Below are 20,423 nucleotides of genomic sequence, written 5' to 3'. Positions count from 1 at the left end.
ACCTCATTCTCAAGCGTATAAAAAAGGGGCAGTTTTACAGTTGCCCCTTTTTTGCGTCTTTCGGTTAAAATCCGAGTTTGTCCCGCAACCCGTAATACCACGCCCCCAGCGCCGCAAACGGTGTCCGCAGCAGTTGGCCGCCGGGAAACGGGTAGTGCGGCAAGTCAGCAAATGCATCGAAACGCTCAGCCTGACCGCGCAACGCTTCGGCCAACACCTTGCCCGCCAGGTGTGTGTACGTCACGCCGTGGCCACTACAACCCTGAGAGTAGTAGATGTTGTCACCCAGGCGTCCAACCTGCGGAAGTCGCGACAGCGTCAGCAGGAAATTGCCGGTCCAGGCGAAATCGATCTTCACGTCCTTGAGCTGCGGGAAGGCTTTAAGCATCTTCGGTCGAATAATCGCTTCAATGTTCGCCGGGTCGCGCGCGCCGTACACCACGCCGCCACCGAAAACCAGACGCTTGTCGCCGGTCAAACGGTAATAGTCGAGCAGGTAATTGCAGTCTTCGACGCAGTAGTCCTGCGGTAACAGGCTTTTGGCCAACGCCTCGCCCAATGGCTCGGTGGTAATCACCTGGGTTCCGCACGGCATCGACTTGGCCGCCAGTTCCGGCACCAGATTGCCGAGGTACGCATTGCCCGCCACGATGATGAACTTGGCCCTGACCCTGCCCTGGGGCGTGTGCACTATCGGGTTTGCGCCGCGCTCGATGCGCACCGCCGGCGACTGCTCGTAAATCGTACCGCCCAACGACTCCACGGCCGCCGCTTCACCCAGTGCCAGGTTCAACGGATGAATGTGCCCGCCGCTCATGTCGAGCATGCCACCAACGTATTGCTCGCAGTTCACCACTTCACGGATGCGCTGTTGATCCATCAGCTCAAGCTGCGCGTGCCCGAAACGCTCCCACAGACGCTTTTGCGATTCCAGGTGGCCCATCTGCTTGGCGGTGATCGCGGCGAACACACCACCGTCCTTCAGGTCGCACTGGATGTTATATTTGGCAACCCGCTCACGAATAATCCGACCACCTTCAAACGCCATCTGCCCCAGCAACTGAGCCTGTTTGGGGCCGACGGTGCGCTCGATGACGTCGATGTCGCGGCTATAACTGTTAACGATCTGGCCACCGTTACGGCCCGATGCACCGAAACCCACCTTGGCGGCTTCCAGTACCGTGACCTTGAAACCGTTCTCCAGCAGAAACAGGGCAGAGGACAGGCCGGTGTAACCGGCGCCGATCACACAGACGTCAGTCTCTACGTCACCCTGCAAGGCCGGACGCGGCGGAACCGCATTGGCTGATGCGGCGTAGTAGGACTCTGGGTAGTGGGTGTTCGCCATCCTGCTGCCTCTGTTTAATATATTTTACGAGTGCGTCGATCCTACCCGAGTTAAAAATCGACCGCCAGCCACCGCAAAATCTTCTTTGCAGCGGCGAAATTAAATATTTTGCATATTCATAGGGTTAGCTCGAAAAAAGGTGTTGACACCCCTCCGGAATTCCGTAGAATGCCGCCTCACAGCAGGCACGTAGCTCAGTTGGTTAGAGCACCACCTTGACATGGTGGGGGTCGTTGGTTCGAGTCCAATCGCGCCTACCAAACAAAATCCGCTCTGCTGGGCGGTCTAGAAGGGCTCACCGAAAGGTGGGCCCTTTTTTGTTGTCTTGGATTTCTTCAGAACGTTCACAAAATATCGGGTTCGTTCACACTGGGCAATGTGAACGCCGATATCAGTTCGTTTTCGGGTGGGATTCTGCTTTGGGGTGGTGGTGGGGGATGGGGTGTTGAAAGTAGTAATCAGCCCTGCGGCTGCTTGATGGCAATATCTCGGATGGTTTGGATATTCTGATGGATTGCTGAGAGAACGAACCACACTCCAGAGCCCAGGCATCCTACGGCGAAGCCAATCAGGGCGCCGATGTACTCATAGTTACCCTTCATCGCAAAATATCCCACAACCGTTGCAACGACGATTCCTGCCCAAGCGAAGAAATTCACTACGGTGATTACGATGTCTTTCATTGTCTTTGCCCCTTGCATTGTTCGAATCGAGGTCACTCAATCGCGGCTGGTGCAGCATCATTTTCAAGCAGTGGTGGCTCCGTTCCTGAAGGCAGGTTCTCAGCTCGCGCTTGCGTATTCCAAGATATACCGGTCAGTTCCTTTATCCGATCCACTATAGGTTTGGCGTTTTCACCCACCTTTTTGAGCATCACGCTTGCCTCGACCGCAAGGCCATAGAAGGCGTTGAGGTCGGATACTTTCTTATGGATTTCCGATTGCATCCTCTCCAGACGTTTAAGTAGGCGAAGCTTGTGCTCTTCATCGAGCTCCGTATTCTCAGTTATAAGCTCCCGTAACTCGTTGATCAGCGCTCGGATACGCTTTAGGTCGCCATCCGTGAATTCATAGCCGAAAGCGTTAGTGATCGTGAGAGAGAAATGGTTCTTGAACTGGTCGACCTTGCGCTGATTCGTCTTGGTCCGAAATTTTGCTTCCAGTTGCGCCCTGACCTCGTTCATGAACGTAGATATTTGTGAGCAGAGGCTCGGAAATGCCGAGTTGAGGTTCGGCTCATCCGCAATGTACTCAATTTGTTTTGCTTCTTTCAGGCTGCTAATTAGGCTGTAAATTTCAAAAAGCAGCTCTTCATCATCTTCTTCCCACGGCGATTGGGGGTTGAACGATGACGAAACAAATTCACAAGCTGTAATGGTTCCAGCTAAGGGATCGTCACTAATCTGATCCAAAATTTCCTGTGGTATCCGCATACACTTCCTTGCCTTGCTGCTGTTCGTTGTTGAAGGTGATGCTATATAGCCACAGTCATCGGAAGTTTTACCAGTTCAGGTTTGAGTTGCTTGGCTAGCGGCCCACTCAAGAGCAGCTAGAGGAAACGGTGTGGCCCTTGATGCCTTCCTCTGCATCAGTCAGCAGAAAATGCACAATGGTGTCTCTCCCGGCTGAATCGCAGGCTCTAGGATTATTGAATATGCGGTCTAGCCGGTTACCCGCACAGCCATAGCCTTCAGTGCAATGGCGAATCGTGATGAGCGTGGCGCGTGCGTCTTCGCTCACGAGTGGTTTCATTCCTGCGTTCTGCAAAAGGTCGTCAGCATTCGCTGTCATGCAGGCCAGCATCAGGGCAAAGCCCTGCAATCAGTTTTCTCATAAAATTATTCCTTGTGTGTAATATCAGGCCACAACACTCCAAGGTGATCATCATGAAGGTAGCAGGGATAGCGGCAGCGGTATTGGTTGGGATGATGGCGAATGGTGGTGCTCAGGCCTCAGACCTAAAATACGATGGAAATGAGCTGCTAGCGCAGTGTCAGCAATATCTTAAGGTGGCCGATTCAGAGAGAAACTATGATGTGCTAGCCGTTGGTATATGTGGAGGCTTTATAGGGGGAGTCAACAGCACGGTTTTTTTCTACAGTGACGTGCTTAAGAAGGATGTGAAATATTGTATGCCCGATAGTGTGACGAATGGTCAGATGGTACGCATCGTAGTTAAATATTTAAAAGATAATCCGAAACGGTTGAACGAGGGTAGGACAGAGCTGGTATGGAATGCATTTATGGATGCTTATCCTTGTAAATAATGACTGCGGCGAAATGAATGGATGGCTCGCAAGTTACAGTGGTCGTAAGTGTTGTTGGTGGTGTGGTGGACTGACGTCTGGATTTTCTGGAGAGAAGCATGGCTACAGATGATGATGGGAATCTTCCAAAGACATCGTGGTTCTTGTCTATGTCGGATGGAGTGGTGGCTCTAACGCAGCAAGATGGGAAAAACGTTCGTGTCAGCGTAGATGAAGGTAGGGGAAGGGCTTCCAGCGGCGACTTGAGTCTCGGCTGTGGCGTCACTCTAGGAATGCTCGGTAAGCCACCTAGAGGAGAGGATGGCACTAAAGAAACCAGCAGGCGGCTATTTCAGCACTTGAATGCCTCAGGTGCACGCTACACCGACCTTCAGCACGTGGAGCACATCAAGCACGTTGACGCATTCGTACGCTCACCAGATGGGGCTAAAGTGAACATTCAAGTTGTGAGGGCGCTCACGGACGCAACGTTTTGGGAGGAGCTAGCCAGAAGTAAGAGTGGAGAGATTGAGCGAGTCGTACCGATGGCTGAAGCAGTCGAGATGCTGAGGAAGTCGATTTCGCACAAGTACAAGCCAGAGCTGGACGGCTTCATATTGGCACTCGACGCTACCGACGTTCCCGGTCTTTCCCTTGACGCAGTGCACGAAGCTTTTAATGCCCAATATGGTGGCTGGGTCGACTCGCTTGGCTTCTATCAAGTATGGGTAGTTGGGCCGTGGCCTGAAATGATTCATCAGTTAGGTTTGAGTAACCCCGGTTGCTGAGAGAGATGCACCGAATACCCCAGCCCCGGCGAAAATCGGGATAGCACTTCTGATTGAGTTTCCCAAAATCCGGCCAGAAATAATGGTTCCGAGTTTGGAAGGCCCTCCATCCATTCTAGAAACGGTCGAAATGTCCCAGGTGCTAAGCAAGGCACAAGTGGCTCAACCAGAAACCCAAGCTTTTGAGAAATAAAGGTAGGCATCTGGAAGCTCCCGCAGCCTCAGAACGAGACGTTGAAAGCCAGCATCAGGCGACGTACTGCTGTTGGTGTGAACTCGCTAACACGGGAGGTACACAAGCCATTGGGGTTGAGGCAATCAGGTACTGATTTGAAGGTATTCAGTTTGTTAAATTGGTAGGTAAGCAGGTGGGGTTGGGTGGCTGCTTGATGCGAGTTCAAGTTCCTCATGCGTTGATCATTGGCTACGACTACGTCAGCAGCAGAGCGGCCTTTAGCAAGCGCCTGAGAGCAGTTGTTGATCTTCCGCACTTCAATTGCATCGCCAACAACGACTTTTAGTACCTTGCCATGCTTCTTTTTTGAGCTTCTTACGGCGGAATCTGTCCGGCTGTGGTGGGGAGTGATTGGAGTGTCAGTGTGCTCTGGCCTCCCTGCGGCCCAAAATCAGGTGCACAATCCTAATATCTAAGGTATAAAAAGATTGATGGCTAAGAGCCATTCCAGCCTGATTTGGCGGCATCGTCTGAAGATGAAGGCTCTAGGGATTGGGGGACTAAAATTTTGGGGATGCTATTTCCCCCTCAAGGAGCTTTATGCCAATCAATTTGGACATCGTTATTGATACAGCTGAGTATGAAGTAGATATGAAGTCTGGCTTAGATACGATGCAAGGAATCTCTGACGCCACACGAATCATTGGTGAAACGCTACTACTCGGAAAAGTTCCCGAGAGAATCACAGCAAAGAGCAGTGTGAGAACTACGCTCAAGAAAACATTCAAGGGGTCCTACGGGCTAAGTTTTAGGTTGGATGTTTTAGATGAAGAGCCTAGAAAAGAATTAAGAAGGATGGGGAACTCTATATTTACAGAGCTTATGGGTTACTTTATGAAGGAGGCGCTTTACATTGAAACGCCAGACCCTTCGGAAAAAGCCCAGAAAATATTGGACAAACTAGGTGATCATGCTGAAGATTTGATTAGGCAATTACGGCTTTCTGTAATGAAAAATGTTCATGAGGTCGCCGTTAAATTTGATTATGATGTTTCGATCCAGTACAGGAAGAGTTTCGAAGAAAGAGTTTCTCTTGCAAAATTTACAAAGGATACGGTTCATGCTGTTCAAGCTACAAAGACTGATGAAAGACTCAATCTTGTGGCAAGCATAAGGCGCTTTAATACAAATACTGGGAACGGAAGACTTCAGCTAGAAGGAGAGGAGGATACTGTGGCGTTCGGGTTCCGAGTGAACTACCGGGACGTCGATTTTGCAATGAAGAAGAAGTTTTCTAAGAACTTAGATAAGAATAACGGGATTGATGTAGAGAGGTGGGAGTATCTAGAACTTGTTGCAAACCCTATACGCTTGTTGGATGGGCGTGTAGTTAAGTATCTTGTGGTTGGGTTTATAGATGTTTAACCGATATGTAATTTTATCGGCGGCACTTATTGCTCTAGTGCTATTTTCGTATTTTGCACAATTCTATTTGAATCTTAATTATGTTGTTTCCGGCGATCCGGAAAAATGGGGCCAGCTAGGAGACTATGTAGGAGGTACTTTAAATCCTCTACTCAGCTTTGTATCGATAGTCCTGCTTATACGGTCTCTGTCTATTCAGGTGGAAGCCAATAAAGAATTAAAGTTGGAGGTGGAGGCCTCAAGAAAGACAGAAAGGCTTCGCTCGTTCGAAATGCAGCTTTTCAATATGCTCGACTCGCAAAAAACATACTTTGATTCCTTTCGGGTTGATGCAGATGTTCAAGGAACAGTGGTGAGGCTGTCGGGAGGGGAGGCTGTTATAAAAATTGAAGACGTTGTTGAAGGGCTTCGAGCCTCCGACCCTGAGGTATCGTCCGTAGTTGAATACTTGGAAGGAGTTGATTCAACTGACCAAATATACAGCCTTACTCGAATCTTTTATAATATGGTAAGGATCGTTGATGAAAAGCTGAGCGATTCAAATGGCTTTTCGGAGGAAGATAGAAAGTCCCACTATTTGACGATAATTAATTTTACTGATTTTTCGCTGCTACGTCTGATAATGATGAGTGCTCAATTCATGGAGTACGCATCAACTAGCTACTTAAAATCTAATAACGGGTTTAATGTGATATTAAACAGCGTTGGTCTGCGTTACGATCTGTATTGATTTTTCTTTGTTTTGAAGCGATCAGAGGTCGTCGAATCACCAGTGCTGTCGAGTAAGGGACTCGTAGTTAAACAGATAAAATCCAAGCAGGCCCCAAGTTAAGCTAAGTGGTTAGTTGCATATGGCGCGATCATGACGGGGTAGATGGTAATACTTCACGTCGCTATCGTTTCCTTTTTGATCCTGTATACCGTGGCAACACCACAATCAGCCAGCTTGGCGACCTTATCAGCAGACATGGTTGGATGTTTTCTCATCAGTGATTGCACCTCTTCCCACTTGGCAGCGTTCCTCCCTTTGCCTGACGGCTTCCATTCAGGATCGGCAGCACGCTTGTTTTCCAGACCTTGCTTGATGCGTTCTACACGCTTCTCTTGATCCAGCCGTGCCATAGTCGCCATAAGATCAATCAGCATGTTGTTGATCACGTCCATGATTTGGCCAGTGATTCCCTTCGCCTCAACCAGCATGTGGCTGGTAGGCAGATCAGCTACAATTAGACGCAATCCCTTGGCTTTGATAGTGGTCTTGAGAGTGTCCCAGTCAGCTTGTGAGAGACGACTGAGGCGGTCTACAGACTCAACCAATAGCACGTCTCCACTCTCGGCAGTATCGAGCAAGGCGAGCAGCTCAGGACGATTGAGCTTGGTGCCACTGATGTTTTCTGCATACACACCAACGACGTTCAAACCCCTCTCGACGGCGAACAACTCCAAGACCACCTTTGCACGATTGGCATCTTGATCTTTGGTCGATGCTCGGAGGTATAAGTGGGCGTTCATGGTTGGCTATCCTTTGGGGTCTCAATTTAATAGATCAATGATAGTTTATTATTAGGCTATTTTAAAGACTTTATTGATAGATTATTTTGGCCACTGCGTAGCGTCCACTTCACTACCGGATAGGTCTACTTCTTTGATAGCGATTATTGCCGGAGCTTGAGAATCCCAGCGGTGATGGCTGATGCGTTCGCATCGAGAGTCTGTAATGCGTTGAGTGCATTGTCGCAGGTGTCACTTGCCCCACTAGCTTTAGCCCACAGGGACAATTCTTCAATTGCAGCAGCTATGGCGTGCTGGTTGTGCAATAGGAGGGTTAGCGCGTCCGCTGTGGCTATGTGGGCGTCTGCATTGTCTGGCATGGCGGTCGTCCTTGAAGGGCGTAAAGATCGTAGTCCAACAAATGGATGATCGGGTGACTCAGTTCAGAAAGTCATTGAGCAGTGGCGGCTTCATCTGCCGACAATGATTGTTCGAATTCCGCGATCAGGTCTGGCAATCCAATTCCCAGTACTTTGCATAGGTCGCGAAGCTGCACGATATCCAAGCGGCGCGTCCCACTCTCAACGTCACTCATGAACGACTGTGGACGTCCCAGTGCCTTTGAACACTGTACTTGAGTCAGACTAGCCGCCTTCCTGTGTTTCTTCAGTAGGGTCAGCAGGACCGCGTGTTCGGGTTTGTAGATCGTCTTAGGCATGGCTGGGCAACTGCGAGATGAGCAGTCTCCAACCTATATCTGGTTTTCAGATATCTGAATTTGGGATATTATTGCCTCTATCTTCCGTATCGAAGGAATGCTTGATGAACAACGCTACTCGCTTGTTGTGCCTACTGCCCCTATTCGCATCTGCTGTAGCTATGGCTGACACCTATCCAAAGCGAACGCTCGTCGCAGGTTCGATGGTTTGCTATAAAGCTGGTGACTGGACAAAGATGGTGGAGGCATCGCTCGATCAGGACGAAGATGAGGCTGGGCGTTTGATCGAGTCAGGTAAGTGCCGAACGATTTCAACTGCTACTAAAGTCAACTTCATCGAAGGTCCGAAAGATGGAGACAAGTCAGCATTGATTCAGCTTCCCAGCGGGAAAACTGCCATGACGGCGAATGGTTGGTTGCGTTGATTTCTGTTCAAGAACTGACCTGAATCAACCACCTTGCTCCAATCGAATTGCACAAGGGCGAACATGAACGATCAGCTCTACTATCTGACCAGTCAGAAGAGAAAGATCAATCACATCTTGCACCTGCTGCTTTGCATTCCGACTTGCGGTCTGTGGCTATTCATCTGGGGCATAACCATGCGTAGCAATGATTGGCACAACAGAAAGATTGACAAGCAGATCAGGCAGATTCTAGGAGTCAATGGTAAGCGTAGAAATGAAACGTGGGTTGAGAGCGGGCAGAAGTCCAAGTGGTGAGCAGAGCGCCAAAGGGTAGAGCGAGTACGTAACCAGTTTCACTGAATCGTTCGCACCTACGTTAGCTGGTAGCCCCCTGAACGGATGTTCAAAGAAGGACATCCCTCGAGCGAACGCCCAATTTCTCCGCACCTCAACTGCGACACCACTTGGATTATCATCCAGATAAATAAACACATAACCACCAACTTCCAGAAGAACTGCCGTTCTTGATGGTATGGTGCAGAGATAATCAACGGAGTTGAGAGGATGACACCGTGTCGCGGCGACACAGGGTCCTATCTTTCTTTTTGGGGAATTGATTGTCATCAATATTATTCCCCAGTAACACTTCAGGTGATTGAGCTACGACCTCCGGTCGAGGTGTATCAAGCTTAGACCTGTCGGTCTTTGGATGACCTTTAAGAGTGCGAACGCCCCACCACCCCACCTCTTATATATTGTCCGTGCGACTGGGGTACCAAGGCTGTTGGTGATCTACAATCCCTGTCAGCACAGCTTGCCATTAGCGTTTCACTGATTCGAGGCTAGCCACCCTCGGCTTTCAACGTAGTCGAGAAATGCGTTGGTGCGCGTTGGTTCGGGTTGATCCTGCCTGCTACGCGCTTGCACATCTGGAACTTCGATATCTGGTGTTCGTGCTAGGTTTCTGGCTTGCTTTTCGGCACGCTCCATCAGCAGGTTAACCGGCTCAGGACTGAGCTCAGGTATAGCAAGCTTGAGGATGTGCAGCCTTGCTGCTGCGACCTGTTTGGCTCGCTCAATTTGATGTAGCTCGGCTTCCTGCTCTGTCGGCATTCCTTCCTCTGCCATCAATTCCACTCCACAGGCCAGCATGTAATCATCGATGACATCCTGTACGCGCTCTGCAAGATTGAGGGCACAGTGGCGGATTTGGCGGTTTGACTCCAAAGGCTTGGTGGTATCGAACCAATCCATTGGAAACACGGCAATCTCATCCCTTTCGACGGCAAGCTCACGAACCCGCTTCCTCAGTCTGTAGATGTTGTCATCAGTGTAAAGCCCATCGTACTTGCCGGTGGCTGCATTCCATTTCGAGCCATAGACGCGAAAAAGTATGTCCCGAAGCTGGTAGTCCTTGAGGCCATGACGACGTACGGCCAGCGGATAGCAGAGCTTCACTGCGCGTTCAAAAGGTGTGATAGCTGGGCATGTTGCACCCTCAACCGCGATTCCTTTGGTCAGACGACGTACTTGAGATTCTCCGACGCCAAGCGCGAGCATGATCTTACGACGACCGAATCCCTGCTTGTGCAGAATAACGATCTGCTCATCGAGGGAAGGTTCTGCTGAGTCTTGGTTGGCAGCAATGGTGCCGGGGGTGAGCTTCAAAACGAAGGGAATTGCGTTGTGCATGAGTGGCCTCCTATGGTCAGTTCAAATGTGGTTCACATCCTTCGGCGTGATCGCCGGGTGGGTTTATCAAATCCCAGACAAGACGAAGCCCCCATGCAAGGCACCTGTTTGGTGGTCGCGGTGGAGGCTTCAACATTGTCTGTCTACCTACTGGGTAGGCGACGTATTCTACAGATTTTTAGCCGCTTGTCAAGAAGTGGTTGCGATCAGAGTTCAGATGTGTTTAGGCGCCAATCATTCTGGGCGCATGAAGCACCGTGCCATTTTTCCTTAAACCAGTTTCCATCGGAGAGAAAGCGCCATGCTTAGCCCAGAGTGTCAATTCACCTAGTAAACACTGGGCAGAATGGAGCTGGGTGATTGGAGTAGGAAGAAATCAATGAAGGTTCTGCTGGGGTTTATCGATGGTTTTGAGCGAGTTTTCGAGGCCGCCAACCCTTCAGTTAATCGAGGCTGGCAGCCCATTGGGTTGGTCAATCAATAAGGTGCAGCACATCTCTGACGTTCAAGTGAGAGTACCGCGCTACGGATCGAGTATCTCTGTGTCCTGAGACGATCATGATTTGGGCGTTGTTGAATCCTTTCTTCGCCACATTGGTGATTCTGGTGTGCCTGAGCTGGTGCAACCTGACGCTGCTATCAAGTCCAGCCTTTACGCGTGCCAGACGGACAGCCTGAGAGACTGCGTGGGGTGTGACAGTGAAGATCAAGCCATACGGATGGCGATCTACGGTGGCCCAGAGTTCGGCGAGCTGAAGGATTTCAACAGCACGATGGGTGAGGGGGACAGACCTCGTTCCGTTCTTTCCGTCGATCACGTCGGCAATACGCTCATTGAGGTGCAGGCAGTCTTTCGTCAGCTTCAGGATTTCAGAGCGCCTCATCGCTGTTTCATAAGCAAGCTCAACGATGAGCTTCATGGTGGGAGATAACTTCGCCAGCAGGCGCTCAAGCTCGCTTGCACGGATTACCTTGTCAGAAGACCGGTCGGGCTTTGGGAGTGTGATATCGCTTACAGGGTTGTGAATGTCGATCAGCAAGCCGCGTTTTGCGAATCGGTAGAACCGCGACATGAATGCGAGCTGCGTCCTGCACGTGGATGGCTTCACCTTCTTCAGTCGCATGATCTTGAAGTCATTGATCATCTGCGGCGTGATTTCATGAATAGGCTGGGTGAAATGCCTGCCTAGGTGCTCAACGATCTTTACGGCGTGGTTGTAGCTGCCTTTCCCTTTGAGCATGGTTTCGCAGTAAATCATCCCAAGTGTATAGACGGTGTGATGCTTGCGATCCAACGTCACGGCTTCGATTTGTTTCGCCCATGACTCTGCTTCGGCTTTGGTGCTGAAGGTTTTCGACTGGGGAGATTTGCCTTTAACCCGTACCTGAGCATTCCAGTTGCCGGACGGAAGTAGGCGGAAATTTGCCATTGTTGACGCCTCATATATGTGAATGGGCGTTCTGCGAAGTCCAAGAGCAGCAGGGCTGGGAGCTTGCTCCTAGCAGACCTTGACATGGTGGGGGTCGTTGGTTCGAGTCCAATCGCGCCTACCAAACAAAATCCGCTCTGCTGGGCGGTCTAGAAGGGCTCACCGAAAGGTGGGCCCTTTTTTGTTGTCTGCGATTTGCAAATCGGACTGCAAATCCCGGACACATCGCGGTGTTCTCTCTGCTTTCACGGAGGAGAGCGTTATTGCTTTGTCGGTCCATCCGACGAGGACGTCGACGAGAGCGCCTGCAATCACCACCAGTGCAAGCGATAACCGCTGAGCAGGCAGTCCCCGATTTTATAGGCTACTACTGACAGGCTGATCGAACTCAACACCCGACTGGAGTATATCGATGCTAGCCCACTGGTTTCTTGCTGCGATCCATCTCTTGGCGTTTGCCCTGGGCTTTTGGGCTGTGCTGGCTCGCGGTAGCGCTTTCCGGAGGCTGGCTGCCGGGTTGGGTGAGGCGCGCAGCGTCTTGATTGCAGATAATCTGTGGGGTATTTCTGCCGTCATCCTGTTGATCACCGGTGGGATGCGAGCCTTTGCCGGGTACGAAAAGGGCACTGACTACTATCTTCACCAGCCGTTGTTCCATCTAAAGATGACGCTTTTCGTTCTCATCCTGCTGCTTGAAGTTGCGCCGATGATCAGGCTGATCAAGTGGAGAATTGCGCAGGCGCGCGGCGTAGCCATTGATGCCGGTCGTGCGAAGTTGTTCGCGCGAATCAGTCATATCGAAGCGCTGCTGCTGATGCTGATGGTTGTGGCAGCCACGGGCATGGCGCGGGGGGTGACGTTTGGTTAGCCGAGTGCGAAGGCATACTTCCCCAGGCTTAATCCGAAACGTCCGACAGCCATGACGTGAGACATGCCGGTAATATCGGCTTCACATTCGGGAATGGGGGCGGAAGTGATCGCAGTGCGTGAATCTTTAGCCAGCCGTGGTTCCGGGGCGAACAGGCTGGCTACTGACTGCAGCAGGATTCAGGATTGCGGCTTGTCCGGGGCGGTCAGGCCAGCCTGAATGCGCTGATAGATTTCTTCGCGGTGCACCGCAACGTCTTTCGGGGCGTTGATGCCAATTCTGACTTGCTGGCCGCTTACGCCCAGAATGGTGATCGTAATGTCATCACCAATGTTTATGCTTTCACCGACTTTGCGGGTGAGTATCAGCATGGTCTTCTCCTTGATTGCTTTGTAGGGCACCTGATTCGGACAGTGCAGAGGTCGGTGGTATGTATAGATTAGTGCGAAGTCTCACGGTTTGGGTGCCTCTTTCTGACGCGCAGATGCTGCATTAATTCCCAAGGCGTAACTATACAGAGGCCGCCTCCATGATTCTCGTTGTTTTGAGCCCATTTTGCGGCACTCGAGAAGTATTCATGAGTGTTAAAATCCCCGTTTTCAGGATTCAGAGGGAAGCGTTGTGCGCAAAATGGCTTTGGTAATCGCAGTACTGGCATTGGCGGGATGCGGTGAGGGTAAGCGCGTTGATGCGCCAAAGCCGCAGCCAGTCGTGGCGGCAGCACCGACGGCGGTATCTGCGCCGCAGTGGGATCTGGAGGTTCGAGGCGAAATAACCCAGGCTGTCAGCGACCTGAGTGGCTGGCTGATCGAGCACAGTTTCATTTCCAGCGTGGTCAAGGAAAATGGCAAGACCCGCATTCTGATGGGGCCATTCAATTCGAAAGCCGAAGCTGAAGCCAAGCAGGAAGAGGTGCGCGCGGCGCTGACCCGGGCAAAAAAACAGAACATCGAACTGCTGGTCATCGAGCATCCGATGACTCAGTAAGGTGCCTTGGCGCCAGCACGATTGAAAACGAAAAAGGCCTGGGGCATTCAACCCCAGGCCTTTATGTTTTCAACAAGTGCTTAACCGCACGCTTTCATGTCCACCGGCCCGACAAACTCATTGCCGCGTCCCATCACGCACGCCACGCTCTGATTGCGCTGACGTTCCCAGGCCTGTACTGGATAGGTTTTGTTCCATGCTTCGTACAGTTGCCGATCCTGTTTCGACAGGCGCAAACCGTACTGCTTGCTCATGTAAAAGTAAGTCCGGGCGATCATGCCGCGAATGGAAGGGCGGGGCATGACCTTTTTCGCCTTGAAGTCGACCTGGGTCAGGCACGAACCGTATTGCCCCGATTGCTCCGGCAGCCAGCCAAAACTGAAATTGCTGCGATCACCATTCACCTCGCCGATGCTCGGCACCAGATTATGCAAGTCGGCCTCGGCCTTCTGGTAGGTCGAATCGTAGCGCGTGCAGTTCTTACGCCCCCCTTCCTGCCAGCACTGGCGCTGATGGCCGATCTGCCAGGCCGGGACGATGTGCTCCCACTCGATCCGCGAAGCGCGCTTGGCATTTTTGCGTGGCACATAACCGCAGGCCGAGAGGTCCACCTTATTGCCGGTGTATTTACAGCCGCAATAAAACTCGGTGGATTGCGGGGCGTACAGTTTCCAGGCGACTTTCTTGGCTTCATTGAAGGTGCGCGGGGCGTCAGCTTGCGCGCCCATCGCGAAGAGCAGAAACAGCAAAGCAAAACAACGGACACTCATTGACTCAATCTTCCTTCGGCACAACCCAGAAAATCTGCACACCGCCATCGTCGCGGTAGGCGAGGGTGACGTTGTCGTTTTCGTCGATTTCTTCGAGTAGTTGCTCCCACTCATCCACTGGCTCGTCCGGAAGACGGAAGATCAGGGCCGCCTTGGCTTTCTGGGCGGTGGGGGAATTGATGATTTTCTGAACGCGCATACCCATGCGTTCATAGGCGTCAGGAGAGGCGGAGGTGGTGGCCACGGAATTATCCTTATTAAGCTGTACGTGCATACAGTATTTAACTGTAAGCATTTTCGCAACTGCTTAAAATTCAAGAAAATCCTCTGACAGCGCTTTTACCCGTTTGGTGTAGGACGAAGGAGATTTTTTTATCAGAAAGGAGACCACTCGCCACGGCTGGCGAGTGGTGAAAACGGTGCCCGACCGGAGCCGATCGGGCGAGGGTGAATCAGTATTCCCAGAACATCCGTTGCAGCTCTTTGCTGTCATTGGTCTTGGTCAGCGCGACCATGGCCAGGATGCGAGCCTTCTGTGGGTTCAGGTCATGGGCCACAACCCAGTCGTACTTGTCGTCAGGCTGTTCGGCGTTACGCAGTACGAAGCCACCGGCGTTGACGTGGGAGGAACGAATGATTTGCACGCCATCCTTACGCAGGGCTTGCAGGGCCGGAACCACACGCGAAGAAACCGAGCCGTTGCCGGTGCCTGCGTGGATGATGGCTTTGGCGCCGGACTGAGCCAGCGCTTTGTAGGCGGTATCACTCACGTTGCCATAGGAATAGGCGATTTCGACGTCAGGCAGGCTCTTGATGTTCTTGATGTCGAACTCCGAGTCCATGGTGTGACGCTTGGCCGGCAGGCGGAACCAGTAGGATTTGCCTTCGACCACCATGCCGAGCGGACCCCAGGCACTTTTAAACGCCTCGGTCTTGATGTTGATCATCTTGCTGACGTCACGACCCGACTGGATTTCATCGTTCATGGTCACCAGCACGCCTTTGCCGCGCGCGTCTTTGCTGCTGGCCACGGCCACGGCGTTGTACAGGTTGAGCATGCCGTCGGCGGACATTGCAGTGCCAGGGCGCATGGACCCCACGACGATGATTGGCTTGTCGGTTTTTTCCACCAGGTTCAGGAAGTAGGCGGTTTCTTCCAGGGTGTCGGTGCCGTGGGTGATGACGATGCCATCGACGTCTTTGCTGTCAGCCAGTTCGGCCACTCGACGACCCAGTTGCAGCAGGTTGTCGTTGGTAATGCTTTCGGAGGCGATCTGCATGACCTGTTCGCCGCGAACATTAGCCAGTTGGCTCAGTTCCGGAACGCCAGCGATCAGCTGCTCGATGCCGACTTTCGCCGCTTGATAAGTCGCGCTGTTGGCGGCGCTGGCGCCCGCGCCGGCAATGGTGCCGCCGGTGGCCAGGATCACCACGTTCGCCAGTTTCTGTTTGGTTTCGACTTCTTTTGCCTGAAGGGCGGTCGGAAGGAGCAGCAGGAGGGCCAAGGCGCCCGGAACAAAAGTCTTGAAAGCAGATGTCATTATTTTTCTCTCTAGTAGTGAGACAGTGCGGATGCAGGTTCATCTAGATGCGCCCCGGACAGATCTGAACGTTCGGGGTGAATGAGAGGGAGCAGGATCTGTACCAGTCATACTTGGAAATAAAAAATAGCTTTAACTTAATGATTTTTATCAGTTATTTGCATTGTGTTGAACTGGAATTAAACGTTCTGTTGTCCGGTTTTCCGAATATGTTTGTCATTTGCGTTCGGCTCTCCGAAAAGGGCTACAGCTTCTGTTGGTCAAGTCGCTTTGCCAGAGGGCAAATCATTGCTAAAGAAACCTGCGTACAGGTCGATGCTTCTCTGAAGGATTATTTTTTTCAGGAGTTCACATGTCGTTTTCGATCGGCTTTCCCAATGCAGGCGCAATCACCATCGGTGGCAAGTCCACCGCAACGATCAACGCCTTGAGCGAATCAACTTCCGAGGCTTCGACACAGGCGTTGGGTACCCAGGAGGAGGGTGGCGCAACCAAGGTCCGGACCGGTGGCGGCGCGGTGATCGAAACGAAAACGGAAAGCGATAGCGAAAGCGGCAGCGATCAAAGCGTTGTGGTGAAGCTGTTGCTCAAGCGTATGCAGGAACTGCAGCAGCAACTGCGCGAACAACAGCAACAATTGGCAGCGGCTCAAGTGGCGACTTACCCGACACCGGAAGCCAAGACGGCTGCCGTCATGTCGATTCAAGGGCAAATTGCCAACACCAGTGGGGCGCTGGCGGAAGTCACAGGCAATCTCGTCAAGGAATTGGCGAAGGGCTCCAGTGCGGGCGGCGTGATCAGCACCACGGCATAACCGGTTTTGTTGGCGCAAGCGCAAAGCGTGCTTTTCGGTCGTTGACAAATATCGGCAGGGTTCGCATAGTTCTGTCTACGCAAACGTTTGCGCGGCACTGCCGATGGCTTGTGCCATTGGCTCACGCGGTAAAACTTACGCCAGCGCAAGCGTTGCTCAGAATAATCATAAGATCGGAGTGAACCCATGAAGCTGCCATTCGCTGGACGTCTTCTCGCTGTCGCTATGCTGGCTGTCGCATCCGCCGCGTTGCCTGTCTCCTCGGCCTTCGCCGACACTGAAAAACCCAAAGTTGCATTGGTCATGAAATCCCTGGCCAACGAATTCTTCCTGACCATGGAAGACGGTGCCAAGGCGTATCAGAAAGACCATTCCGCCGATTTCGACCTGATCTCCAACGGTATCAAGGACGAAACAGACACGGCGGGCCAGACACGTATCGTCGAGCAAATGATTCTGGCCAAGGTCAACGCGCTGGTCATCGCCCCCGCGGACTCGAAGGCCATGGTTCCGGTGATCAAGAAAGCCATCGATGCCGGCATCACCGTGATCAACATCGATAACCAGCTGGATCCAGCGGTCGTCAAAAGCAAAAATATCAATGTTCCGTTCGTAGGTCCCGACAACCGCAAAGGTGCGCGCCTGGTGGGTGAATACCTGGCCAAACAGCTGAAGGCCGGTGACGAAGTCGGCATCATCGAGGGTGTGTCCACCACCACCAATGCCCAGGCCCGTACTGCCGGCTTCAAGGATGCGATGGAAGCGGCGCAGATCAAGGTCGTGTCCCTGCAATCCGGCGATTGGGAAATCGATAAAGGCAACAAGGTCGCCGCGTCGATCCTCAGCGAATACCCGCAAGTCAAAGCCTTGCTGGCCGGCAACGACAGCATGGCCGTCGGCGCAGTGTCTGCCGTGCGTGCGGCGGGCAAGGCCGGCAAGGTGCAAGTGGTCGGCTACGACAACATCAACGCCATCAAGCCTATGCTCAAGGACGGCCGCGTCCTGGCCACCGCTGACCAGTTCGCTGCCCGGCAAGCGGTGTTCGGCATCGAGACGGCGCTGAAGATCATCAAAGGCGAGAAAGTCGACAGCGGCAGCAACGGCGTGATCGAAACGCCGGTAGAGCTGGTCACCAAGTAGACCTTCTGGCGACACAACGGTGCTCGCCCGTCCGGGCGAGCGCATGGAGAGTTTTTATGTCTGTTTCCGCTCCGAACGCTGTCCTCTCGGTCAGCGGTATCGGCAAGACCTACGCGCAACCTGTCCTCACCGGCATCGAGCTGACGCTGATGCGCGGCGAGGTGTTGGCGCTGACCGGCGAGAACGGCGCCGGCAAAAGCACGCTGTCGAAGATCATCGGTGGACTGGTCACGCCGACCACCGGCCAGATGCAATTCCAGGGGCAGGATTACCGCCCCGGCAGCCGTACCCAGGCTGAAGACCTGGGCATCCGCATGGTCATGCAGGAACTCAATCTGTTGCCGACCCTGTCGGTGGCGGAAAACCTGTTTCTCGATAACCTGCCGAGCAACGGCGGCTGGATCAGCCGCAAGCAATTGCGCAAGGCTGCGATCGAAGCCATGGCTCAGGTCGGGCTCGACGCGATCGACCCGGACACTCTCGTCGGCGAACTGGGTATCGGTCACCAGCAAATGGTCGAGATCGCCCGCAACCTGATCGGCGATTGCCATGTGCTTATCCTCGACGAACCCACCGCGATGCTGACGGCCCGTGAAGTCGAAATGCTGTTCGAGCAAATCACGCGTCTGCAGGCTCGCGGCGTGTCGATCATCTACATTTCGCATCGCCTCGAAGAGCTGGCGCGGGTGGCTCAGCGCATTGCGGTGTTGCGCGATGGCAACCTGGTCTGCGTCGAGCCGATGGCCAATTACAACAGTGAGCAGTTGGTCACCCTGATGGTCGGCCGTGAATTGGGTGAACACATCGACATGGGCCCGCGCAAGATTGGCGCTCCGGCGTTGACGGTCAAGGGGCTGACCCGCTCCGACAAGGTGCGCGACGTCTCTTTCGAAGTGCGCGCCGGCGAGATCTACGGGATTTCCGGTTTGATCGGGGCAGGGCGCACCGAGTTGCTGCGCCTGATCTTCGGCGCCGACACGGCGGACAGCGGCACGGTTGCGCTGGGTTCACCGGCAAAGGTCGTGAGTATTCGTTCACCGGTGGACGCGGTCGATCACGGCATCGCCCTGATCACCGAAGACCGCAAGGGCGAGGGCTTGCTGCTGACGCAGTCGATCAGCGCAAACATTGCCTTGGGCAACATGCCGATGATTTCCAGCGGTGGCTTCGTCAACAACGGTGACGAGATGTCCCTGGCCCAGCGTCAGATCGACGCCATGCGGATCCGCAGTTCCAGCCCGACGCAATTGGTGTCGGAGCTGTCCGGCGGTAATCAGCAGAAAGTTGTGATCGGCCGTTGGCTGGAGCGCGATTGCTCGGTGTTGCTGTTCGACGAGCCGACTCGCGGCATCGACGTCGGCGCAAAATTCGACATCTATACGCTGCTCGGTGAGTTGACCCGTCAGGGCAAGGCGCTGGTGGTGGTGTCCAGCGACCTGCGCGAGCTGATGCTGATCTGCGACCGGATCGGCGTGCTGTCGGCGGGGCGCTTGATCGAGACATTCGAGCGCGATAGCTGGACCCAGGATGACTTGCTTGCCGCTGCTTTTGCCGGCTATCAAAAACGTGATGCGCTGCTCAACGAAGCAGCGCCTAGGGATCTTTCATGAAAACTGCAACATCTGCCGGTAAACGTAGTGGCAATTTTTACGGACTCGGCACCTATCTGGGCCTGGCCGGTGCCTTGCTGGCGATGGTCGTGCTGTTCTCGGTCCTGAGCAGCCATTTTCTGTCTTACGACACGTTCAGTACGCTGGCCAACCAGATTCCTGACTTGATGGTGCTGGCGGTAGGCATGACGTTCGTGCTGATCATCGGCGGAATCGACCTGTCGGTGGGCTCGGTGCTGGCACTCGCCGCGTCGACGGTCAGTGTGGCGATTCTCGGCTGGGGCTGGAGCGTATTGCCGGCAGCGTTGCTCGGCATGGCGGCAGCCGCATTGGCGGGGACGATCACCGGCTCGATCACGGTGGCGTGGCGGATTCCGTCGTTCATCGTCTCCCTCGGCGTGCTGGAAATGGCACGCGGCGTGGCCTATCAAATGACCGGTTCGCGCACCGCCTACATCGGCGATGCTTTCGCCTGGCTGTCCAACCCGATTGCCTTCGGCATTTCGCCGTCGTTCATCATCGCCTTGCTGATCATCTTCATTGCCCAGGCCGTGTTGACCCGTACGGTGTTTGGTCGCTACCTGATCGGCATCGGCACCAACGAAGAAGCCGTGCGTCTGGCGGGGATCAATCCAAAACCCTACAAGATTCTGGTGTTCAGTCTGATGGGGCTGCTGGCAGGTATTGCCGCGCTGTTCCAGATTTCCCGCCTGGAGGCGGCGGACCCGAATGCCGGATCCGGCCTGGAACTGCAAGTGATCGCCGCGGTAGTGATCGGCGGCACCAGCCTGATGGGCGGGCGCGGCTCGGTCATCAGCACGTTCTTCGGGGTGTTGATCATCTCGGTACTGGCCGCTGGTCTGGCGCAGATCGGCGCGACCGAACCGACCAAACGCATCATTACCGGCGCGGTTATCGTGGTGGCGGTGGTACTTGATACCTATCGCAGTCAGCGCGCAAGCCGGCGGACCTGA

At 53.4% G+C, this 20,423-nt stretch carries 23 protein-coding genes and 1 tRNA gene; 12 read left to right on the top strand and 12 right to left on the bottom strand.

The annotated features are described in order from the left end of the window. Nucleotides 1-64: 64 nt before the first annotated feature. A complete protein-coding gene (locus ACI77H_RS03635) occupies nucleotides 65-1,348 on the bottom strand; it encodes an NAD(P)/FAD-dependent oxidoreductase (RefSeq protein WP_407010391.1) in 1,284 nt (427 codons plus the stop codon). Between the two features lie 183 nt (nucleotides 1,349-1,531). On the opposite strand from ACI77H_RS03635, the gene ACI77H_RS03630 reads away from it, so the two are divergent. Continuing rightward, a tRNA-Val gene (locus tag ACI77H_RS03630) sits at nucleotides 1,532-1,608 on the top strand. A 198-nt stretch (nucleotides 1,609-1,806) separates the two neighbouring features. On the opposite strand, the gene ACI77H_RS03625 is transcribed toward ACI77H_RS03630, so the two are convergent. Together ACI77H_RS03625 and ACI77H_RS03620 are read right to left on the bottom strand one after the other, a co-directional pair. Continuing rightward, the gene (locus ACI77H_RS03625) at nucleotides 1,807-2,031 is read right to left on the bottom strand and encodes a hypothetical protein (RefSeq protein WP_407010390.1); all 225 of its coding nucleotides are present in this window, start codon (nucleotides 2,029-2,031) and stop codon (nucleotides 1,807-1,809) included. Between the two features lie 32 nt (nucleotides 2,032-2,063). Next, entirely contained in the window at nucleotides 2,064-2,780 is a 717-nt protein-coding gene (locus tag ACI77H_RS03620; RefSeq protein WP_407010388.1) for a hypothetical protein, read from the bottom strand. 453 nt (nucleotides 2,781-3,233) lie between these two features. On the opposite strand from ACI77H_RS03620, the gene ACI77H_RS03615 reads away from it, so the two are divergent. The 4 genes from ACI77H_RS03615 to ACI77H_RS03600 all read left to right on the top strand — a co-directional run bounded on the left by ACI77H_RS03615 (nucleotide 3,234) and on the right by ACI77H_RS03600 (nucleotide 6,711). Next, nucleotides 3,234-3,614 carry a Rap1a/Tai family immunity protein gene (locus tag ACI77H_RS03615; RefSeq protein WP_407010387.1) on the top strand — a complete coding sequence of 127 codons (381 nt, stop codon included), beginning with the start codon at nucleotides 3,234-3,236 and terminating at the stop codon, nucleotides 3,612-3,614. A gap of 98 nt (nucleotides 3,615-3,712) precedes the next feature. Continuing rightward, nucleotides 3,713-4,381, top strand: coding sequence for a hypothetical protein (locus ACI77H_RS03610; RefSeq protein WP_407010386.1), 669 nt, complete (start codon nucleotides 3,713-3,715; stop codon nucleotides 4,379-4,381). Between the two features lie 775 nt (nucleotides 4,382-5,156). Next, complete coding sequence (locus ACI77H_RS03605) at nucleotides 5,157-5,981, top strand: hypothetical protein (RefSeq protein WP_407010385.1); 825 nt, start codon at nucleotides 5,157-5,159, stop codon at nucleotides 5,979-5,981. Then, complete coding sequence (locus tag ACI77H_RS03600; protein ID WP_407010384.1) at nucleotides 5,974-6,711, top strand: hypothetical protein; 738 nt, start codon at nucleotides 5,974-5,976, stop codon at nucleotides 6,709-6,711. The genes ACI77H_RS03605 and ACI77H_RS03600 overlap by 8 nt, the downstream gene beginning before the upstream one ends. A 155-nt stretch (nucleotides 6,712-6,866) precedes the next feature. Here the strand turns inward: ACI77H_RS03600 and ACI77H_RS03595 are convergent, their stop codons facing one another. The 3 genes from ACI77H_RS03595 to ACI77H_RS03585 form a co-directional block, all read right to left on the bottom strand. Next, nucleotides 6,867-7,493 carry a recombinase family protein gene (locus ACI77H_RS03595; RefSeq protein ID WP_407010383.1) on the bottom strand — a complete coding sequence of 209 codons (627 nt, stop codon included), beginning with the start codon at nucleotides 7,491-7,493 and terminating at the stop codon, nucleotides 6,867-6,869. A 143-nt stretch (nucleotides 7,494-7,636) separates the two neighbouring features. After that, nucleotides 7,637-7,852, bottom strand: coding sequence for a hypothetical protein (locus ACI77H_RS03590; protein ID WP_407010382.1), 216 nt, complete (start codon nucleotides 7,850-7,852; stop codon nucleotides 7,637-7,639). Nucleotides 7,853-7,923: 71 nt separating this feature from the next. Beyond that, nucleotides 7,924-8,190, bottom strand: a complete 267-nt coding sequence (locus ACI77H_RS03585; RefSeq protein ID WP_407010381.1) for a helix-turn-helix domain-containing protein — start codon at nucleotides 8,188-8,190, stop codon at nucleotides 7,924-7,926. A gap of 104 nt (nucleotides 8,191-8,294) precedes the next feature. Here ACI77H_RS03585 and ACI77H_RS03580 point away from each other — a divergent pair, with 104 nt between their 5' ends. Continuing rightward, on the top strand, nucleotides 8,295-8,615 hold the full coding sequence (locus tag ACI77H_RS03580) for a hypothetical protein (protein WP_407010380.1): 321 nt from the start codon (nucleotides 8,295-8,297) through the stop codon (nucleotides 8,613-8,615). An 810-nt stretch (nucleotides 8,616-9,425) separates the two neighbouring features. Here ACI77H_RS03580 and ACI77H_RS03575 read toward each other — a convergent pair. After that, the gene (locus ACI77H_RS03575; RefSeq protein WP_407010378.1) at nucleotides 9,426-10,289 is read right to left on the bottom strand and encodes a hypothetical protein; all 864 of its coding nucleotides are present in this window, start codon (nucleotides 10,287-10,289) and stop codon (nucleotides 9,426-9,428) included. Between the two features lie 473 nt (nucleotides 10,290-10,762). Further along, nucleotides 10,763-11,719, bottom strand: a complete 957-nt coding sequence (locus tag ACI77H_RS03570; protein WP_407010377.1) for a tyrosine-type recombinase/integrase — start codon at nucleotides 11,717-11,719, stop codon at nucleotides 10,763-10,765. Between the two features lie 412 nt (nucleotides 11,720-12,131). Here ACI77H_RS03570 and ACI77H_RS03565 point away from each other — a divergent pair, with 412 nt between their 5' ends. After that, entirely contained in the window at nucleotides 12,132-12,587 is a 456-nt protein-coding gene (locus tag ACI77H_RS03565; RefSeq protein ID WP_407010376.1) for a DUF2214 family protein, read from the top strand. 179 nt (nucleotides 12,588-12,766) lie between these two features. Here the strand turns inward: ACI77H_RS03565 and csrA are convergent, their stop codons facing one another. Continuing rightward, complete coding sequence (gene csrA / locus ACI77H_RS03560; protein ID WP_008028241.1) at nucleotides 12,767-12,958, bottom strand: carbon storage regulator CsrA; 192 nt, start codon at nucleotides 12,956-12,958, stop codon at nucleotides 12,767-12,769. 250 nt (nucleotides 12,959-13,208) lie between these two features. On the opposite strand from csrA, the gene ACI77H_RS03555 reads away from it, so the two are divergent. Continuing rightward, nucleotides 13,209-13,574 (top strand): SPOR domain-containing protein, encoded by a 366-nt coding sequence (locus ACI77H_RS03555; protein ID WP_407010374.1) that lies wholly within the window; start codon nucleotides 13,209-13,211, stop codon nucleotides 13,572-13,574. An 80-nt stretch (nucleotides 13,575-13,654) separates the two neighbouring features. On the opposite strand, the gene ACI77H_RS03550 is transcribed toward ACI77H_RS03555, so the two are convergent. The 3 genes from ACI77H_RS03550 to ACI77H_RS03540 all read right to left on the bottom strand — a co-directional run bounded on the left by ACI77H_RS03550 (nucleotide 13,655) and on the right by ACI77H_RS03540 (nucleotide 15,885). Continuing rightward, the gene (locus tag ACI77H_RS03550; RefSeq protein WP_407010372.1) at nucleotides 13,655-14,344 is read right to left on the bottom strand and encodes an endonuclease; all 690 of its coding nucleotides are present in this window, start codon (nucleotides 14,342-14,344) and stop codon (nucleotides 13,655-13,657) included. Nucleotides 14,345-14,348: 4 nt separating this feature from the next. Beyond that, on the bottom strand, nucleotides 14,349-14,639 hold the full coding sequence (locus ACI77H_RS03545) for a DUF1654 domain-containing protein (protein ID WP_076030442.1): 291 nt from the start codon (nucleotides 14,637-14,639) through the stop codon (nucleotides 14,349-14,351). Nucleotides 14,640-14,796: 157 nt separating this feature from the next. Further along, nucleotides 14,797-15,885, bottom strand: a complete 1,089-nt coding sequence (locus ACI77H_RS03540) for an asparaginase (protein WP_392887108.1) — start codon at nucleotides 15,883-15,885, stop codon at nucleotides 14,797-14,799. 352 nt (nucleotides 15,886-16,237) lie between these two features. Here ACI77H_RS03540 and ACI77H_RS03535 point away from each other — a divergent pair, with 352 nt between their 5' ends. The 4 genes from ACI77H_RS03535 to ACI77H_RS03520 all read left to right on the top strand — a co-directional run bounded on the left by ACI77H_RS03535 (nucleotide 16,238) and on the right by ACI77H_RS03520 (nucleotide 20,423). Further along, nucleotides 16,238-16,699: a hypothetical protein gene (locus ACI77H_RS03535; protein ID WP_407010370.1), complete on the top strand. Its 462-nt coding sequence runs from the start codon at nucleotides 16,238-16,240 to the stop codon at nucleotides 16,697-16,699. A 186-nt stretch (nucleotides 16,700-16,885) separates the two neighbouring features. Beyond that, nucleotides 16,886-17,839, top strand: a complete 954-nt coding sequence (locus tag ACI77H_RS03530) for a sugar ABC transporter substrate-binding protein (RefSeq protein ID WP_407010369.1) — start codon at nucleotides 16,886-16,888, stop codon at nucleotides 17,837-17,839. Nucleotides 17,840-17,895: 56 nt separating this feature from the next. Then, on the top strand, nucleotides 17,896-19,449 hold the full coding sequence (locus ACI77H_RS03525; RefSeq protein WP_407010367.1) for a sugar ABC transporter ATP-binding protein: 1,554 nt from the start codon (nucleotides 17,896-17,898) through the stop codon (nucleotides 19,447-19,449). Next, nucleotides 19,446-20,423, top strand: a complete 978-nt coding sequence (locus ACI77H_RS03520; protein ID WP_145317149.1) for an ABC transporter permease — start codon at nucleotides 19,446-19,448, stop codon at nucleotides 20,421-20,423. The genes ACI77H_RS03525 and ACI77H_RS03520 overlap by 4 nt, the downstream gene beginning before the upstream one ends.

The organism is Pseudomonas sp. O230 (assembly GCF_045447035.1).
Taxonomy (GTDB): Bacteria; Pseudomonadota; Gammaproteobacteria; order Pseudomonadales; family Pseudomonadaceae; genus Aquipseudomonas.
Note: the sequence above shows the minus strand (reverse complement) of the source record. Positions and strands in the feature narration are given on the sequence as shown.

Bases quoted from the DNA above. Each gene is read 5' to 3' on its own strand.
- ACI77H_RS03635 (WP_407010391.1), bottom strand. From the start codon at position 1,348: ATGGCGAACACCCACTACCCAGAGTCCTACTACGCCGCATCAGCCAAT.
- ACI77H_RS03625 (WP_407010390.1), bottom strand. From the start codon at position 2,031: ATGAAAGACATCGTAATCACCGTAGTGAATTTCTTCGCTTGGGCAGGA.
- ACI77H_RS03620 (WP_407010388.1), bottom strand. From the start codon at position 2,780: ATGCGGATACCACAGGAAATTTTGGATCAGATTAGTGACGATCCCTTA.
- ACI77H_RS03615 (WP_407010387.1), top strand. From the start codon at position 3,234: ATGAAGGTAGCAGGGATAGCGGCAGCGGTATTGGTTGGGATGATGGCG.
- ACI77H_RS03610 (WP_407010386.1), top strand. From the start codon at position 3,713: ATGGCTACAGATGATGATGGGAATCTTCCAAAGACATCGTGGTTCTTG.
- ACI77H_RS03605 (WP_407010385.1), top strand. From the start codon at position 5,157: ATGCCAATCAATTTGGACATCGTTATTGATACAGCTGAGTATGAAGTA.
- ACI77H_RS03600 (WP_407010384.1), top strand. From the start codon at position 5,974: ATGTTTAACCGATATGTAATTTTATCGGCGGCACTTATTGCTCTAGTG.
- ACI77H_RS03595 (WP_407010383.1), bottom strand. From the start codon at position 7,493: ATGAACGCCCACTTATACCTCCGAGCATCGACCAAAGATCAAGATGCC.
- ACI77H_RS03590 (WP_407010382.1), bottom strand. From the start codon at position 7,852: ATGCCAGACAATGCAGACGCCCACATAGCCACAGCGGACGCGCTAACC.
- ACI77H_RS03585 (WP_407010381.1), bottom strand. From the start codon at position 8,190: ATGCCTAAGACGATCTACAAACCCGAACACGCGGTCCTGCTGACCCTA.
- ACI77H_RS03580 (WP_407010380.1), top strand. From the start codon at position 8,295: ATGAACAACGCTACTCGCTTGTTGTGCCTACTGCCCCTATTCGCATCT.
- ACI77H_RS03575 (WP_407010378.1), bottom strand. From the start codon at position 10,289: ATGCACAACGCAATTCCCTTCGTTTTGAAGCTCACCCCCGGCACCATT.
- ACI77H_RS03570 (WP_407010377.1), bottom strand. From the start codon at position 11,719: ATGGCAAATTTCCGCCTACTTCCGTCCGGCAACTGGAATGCTCAGGTA.
- ACI77H_RS03565 (WP_407010376.1), top strand. From the start codon at position 12,132: ATGCTAGCCCACTGGTTTCTTGCTGCGATCCATCTCTTGGCGTTTGCC.
- csrA (WP_008028241.1), bottom strand. From the start codon at position 12,958: ATGCTGATACTCACCCGCAAAGTCGGTGAAAGCATAAACATTGGTGAT.
- ACI77H_RS03550 (WP_407010372.1), bottom strand. From the start codon at position 14,344: ATGAGTGTCCGTTGTTTTGCTTTGCTGTTTCTGCTCTTCGCGATGGGC.
- ACI77H_RS03545 (WP_076030442.1), bottom strand. From the start codon at position 14,639: ATGCTTACAGTTAAATACTGTATGCACGTACAGCTTAATAAGGATAAT.
- ACI77H_RS03540 (WP_392887108.1), bottom strand. From the start codon at position 15,885: ATGACATCTGCTTTCAAGACTTTTGTTCCGGGCGCCTTGGCCCTCCTG.
- ACI77H_RS03535 (WP_407010370.1), top strand. From the start codon at position 16,238: ATGTCGTTTTCGATCGGCTTTCCCAATGCAGGCGCAATCACCATCGGT.
- ACI77H_RS03530 (WP_407010369.1), top strand. From the start codon at position 16,886: ATGAAGCTGCCATTCGCTGGACGTCTTCTCGCTGTCGCTATGCTGGCT.
- ACI77H_RS03525 (WP_407010367.1), top strand. From the start codon at position 17,896: ATGTCTGTTTCCGCTCCGAACGCTGTCCTCTCGGTCAGCGGTATCGGC.
- ACI77H_RS03520 (WP_145317149.1), top strand. From the start codon at position 19,446: ATGAAAACTGCAACATCTGCCGGTAAACGTAGTGGCAATTTTTACGGA.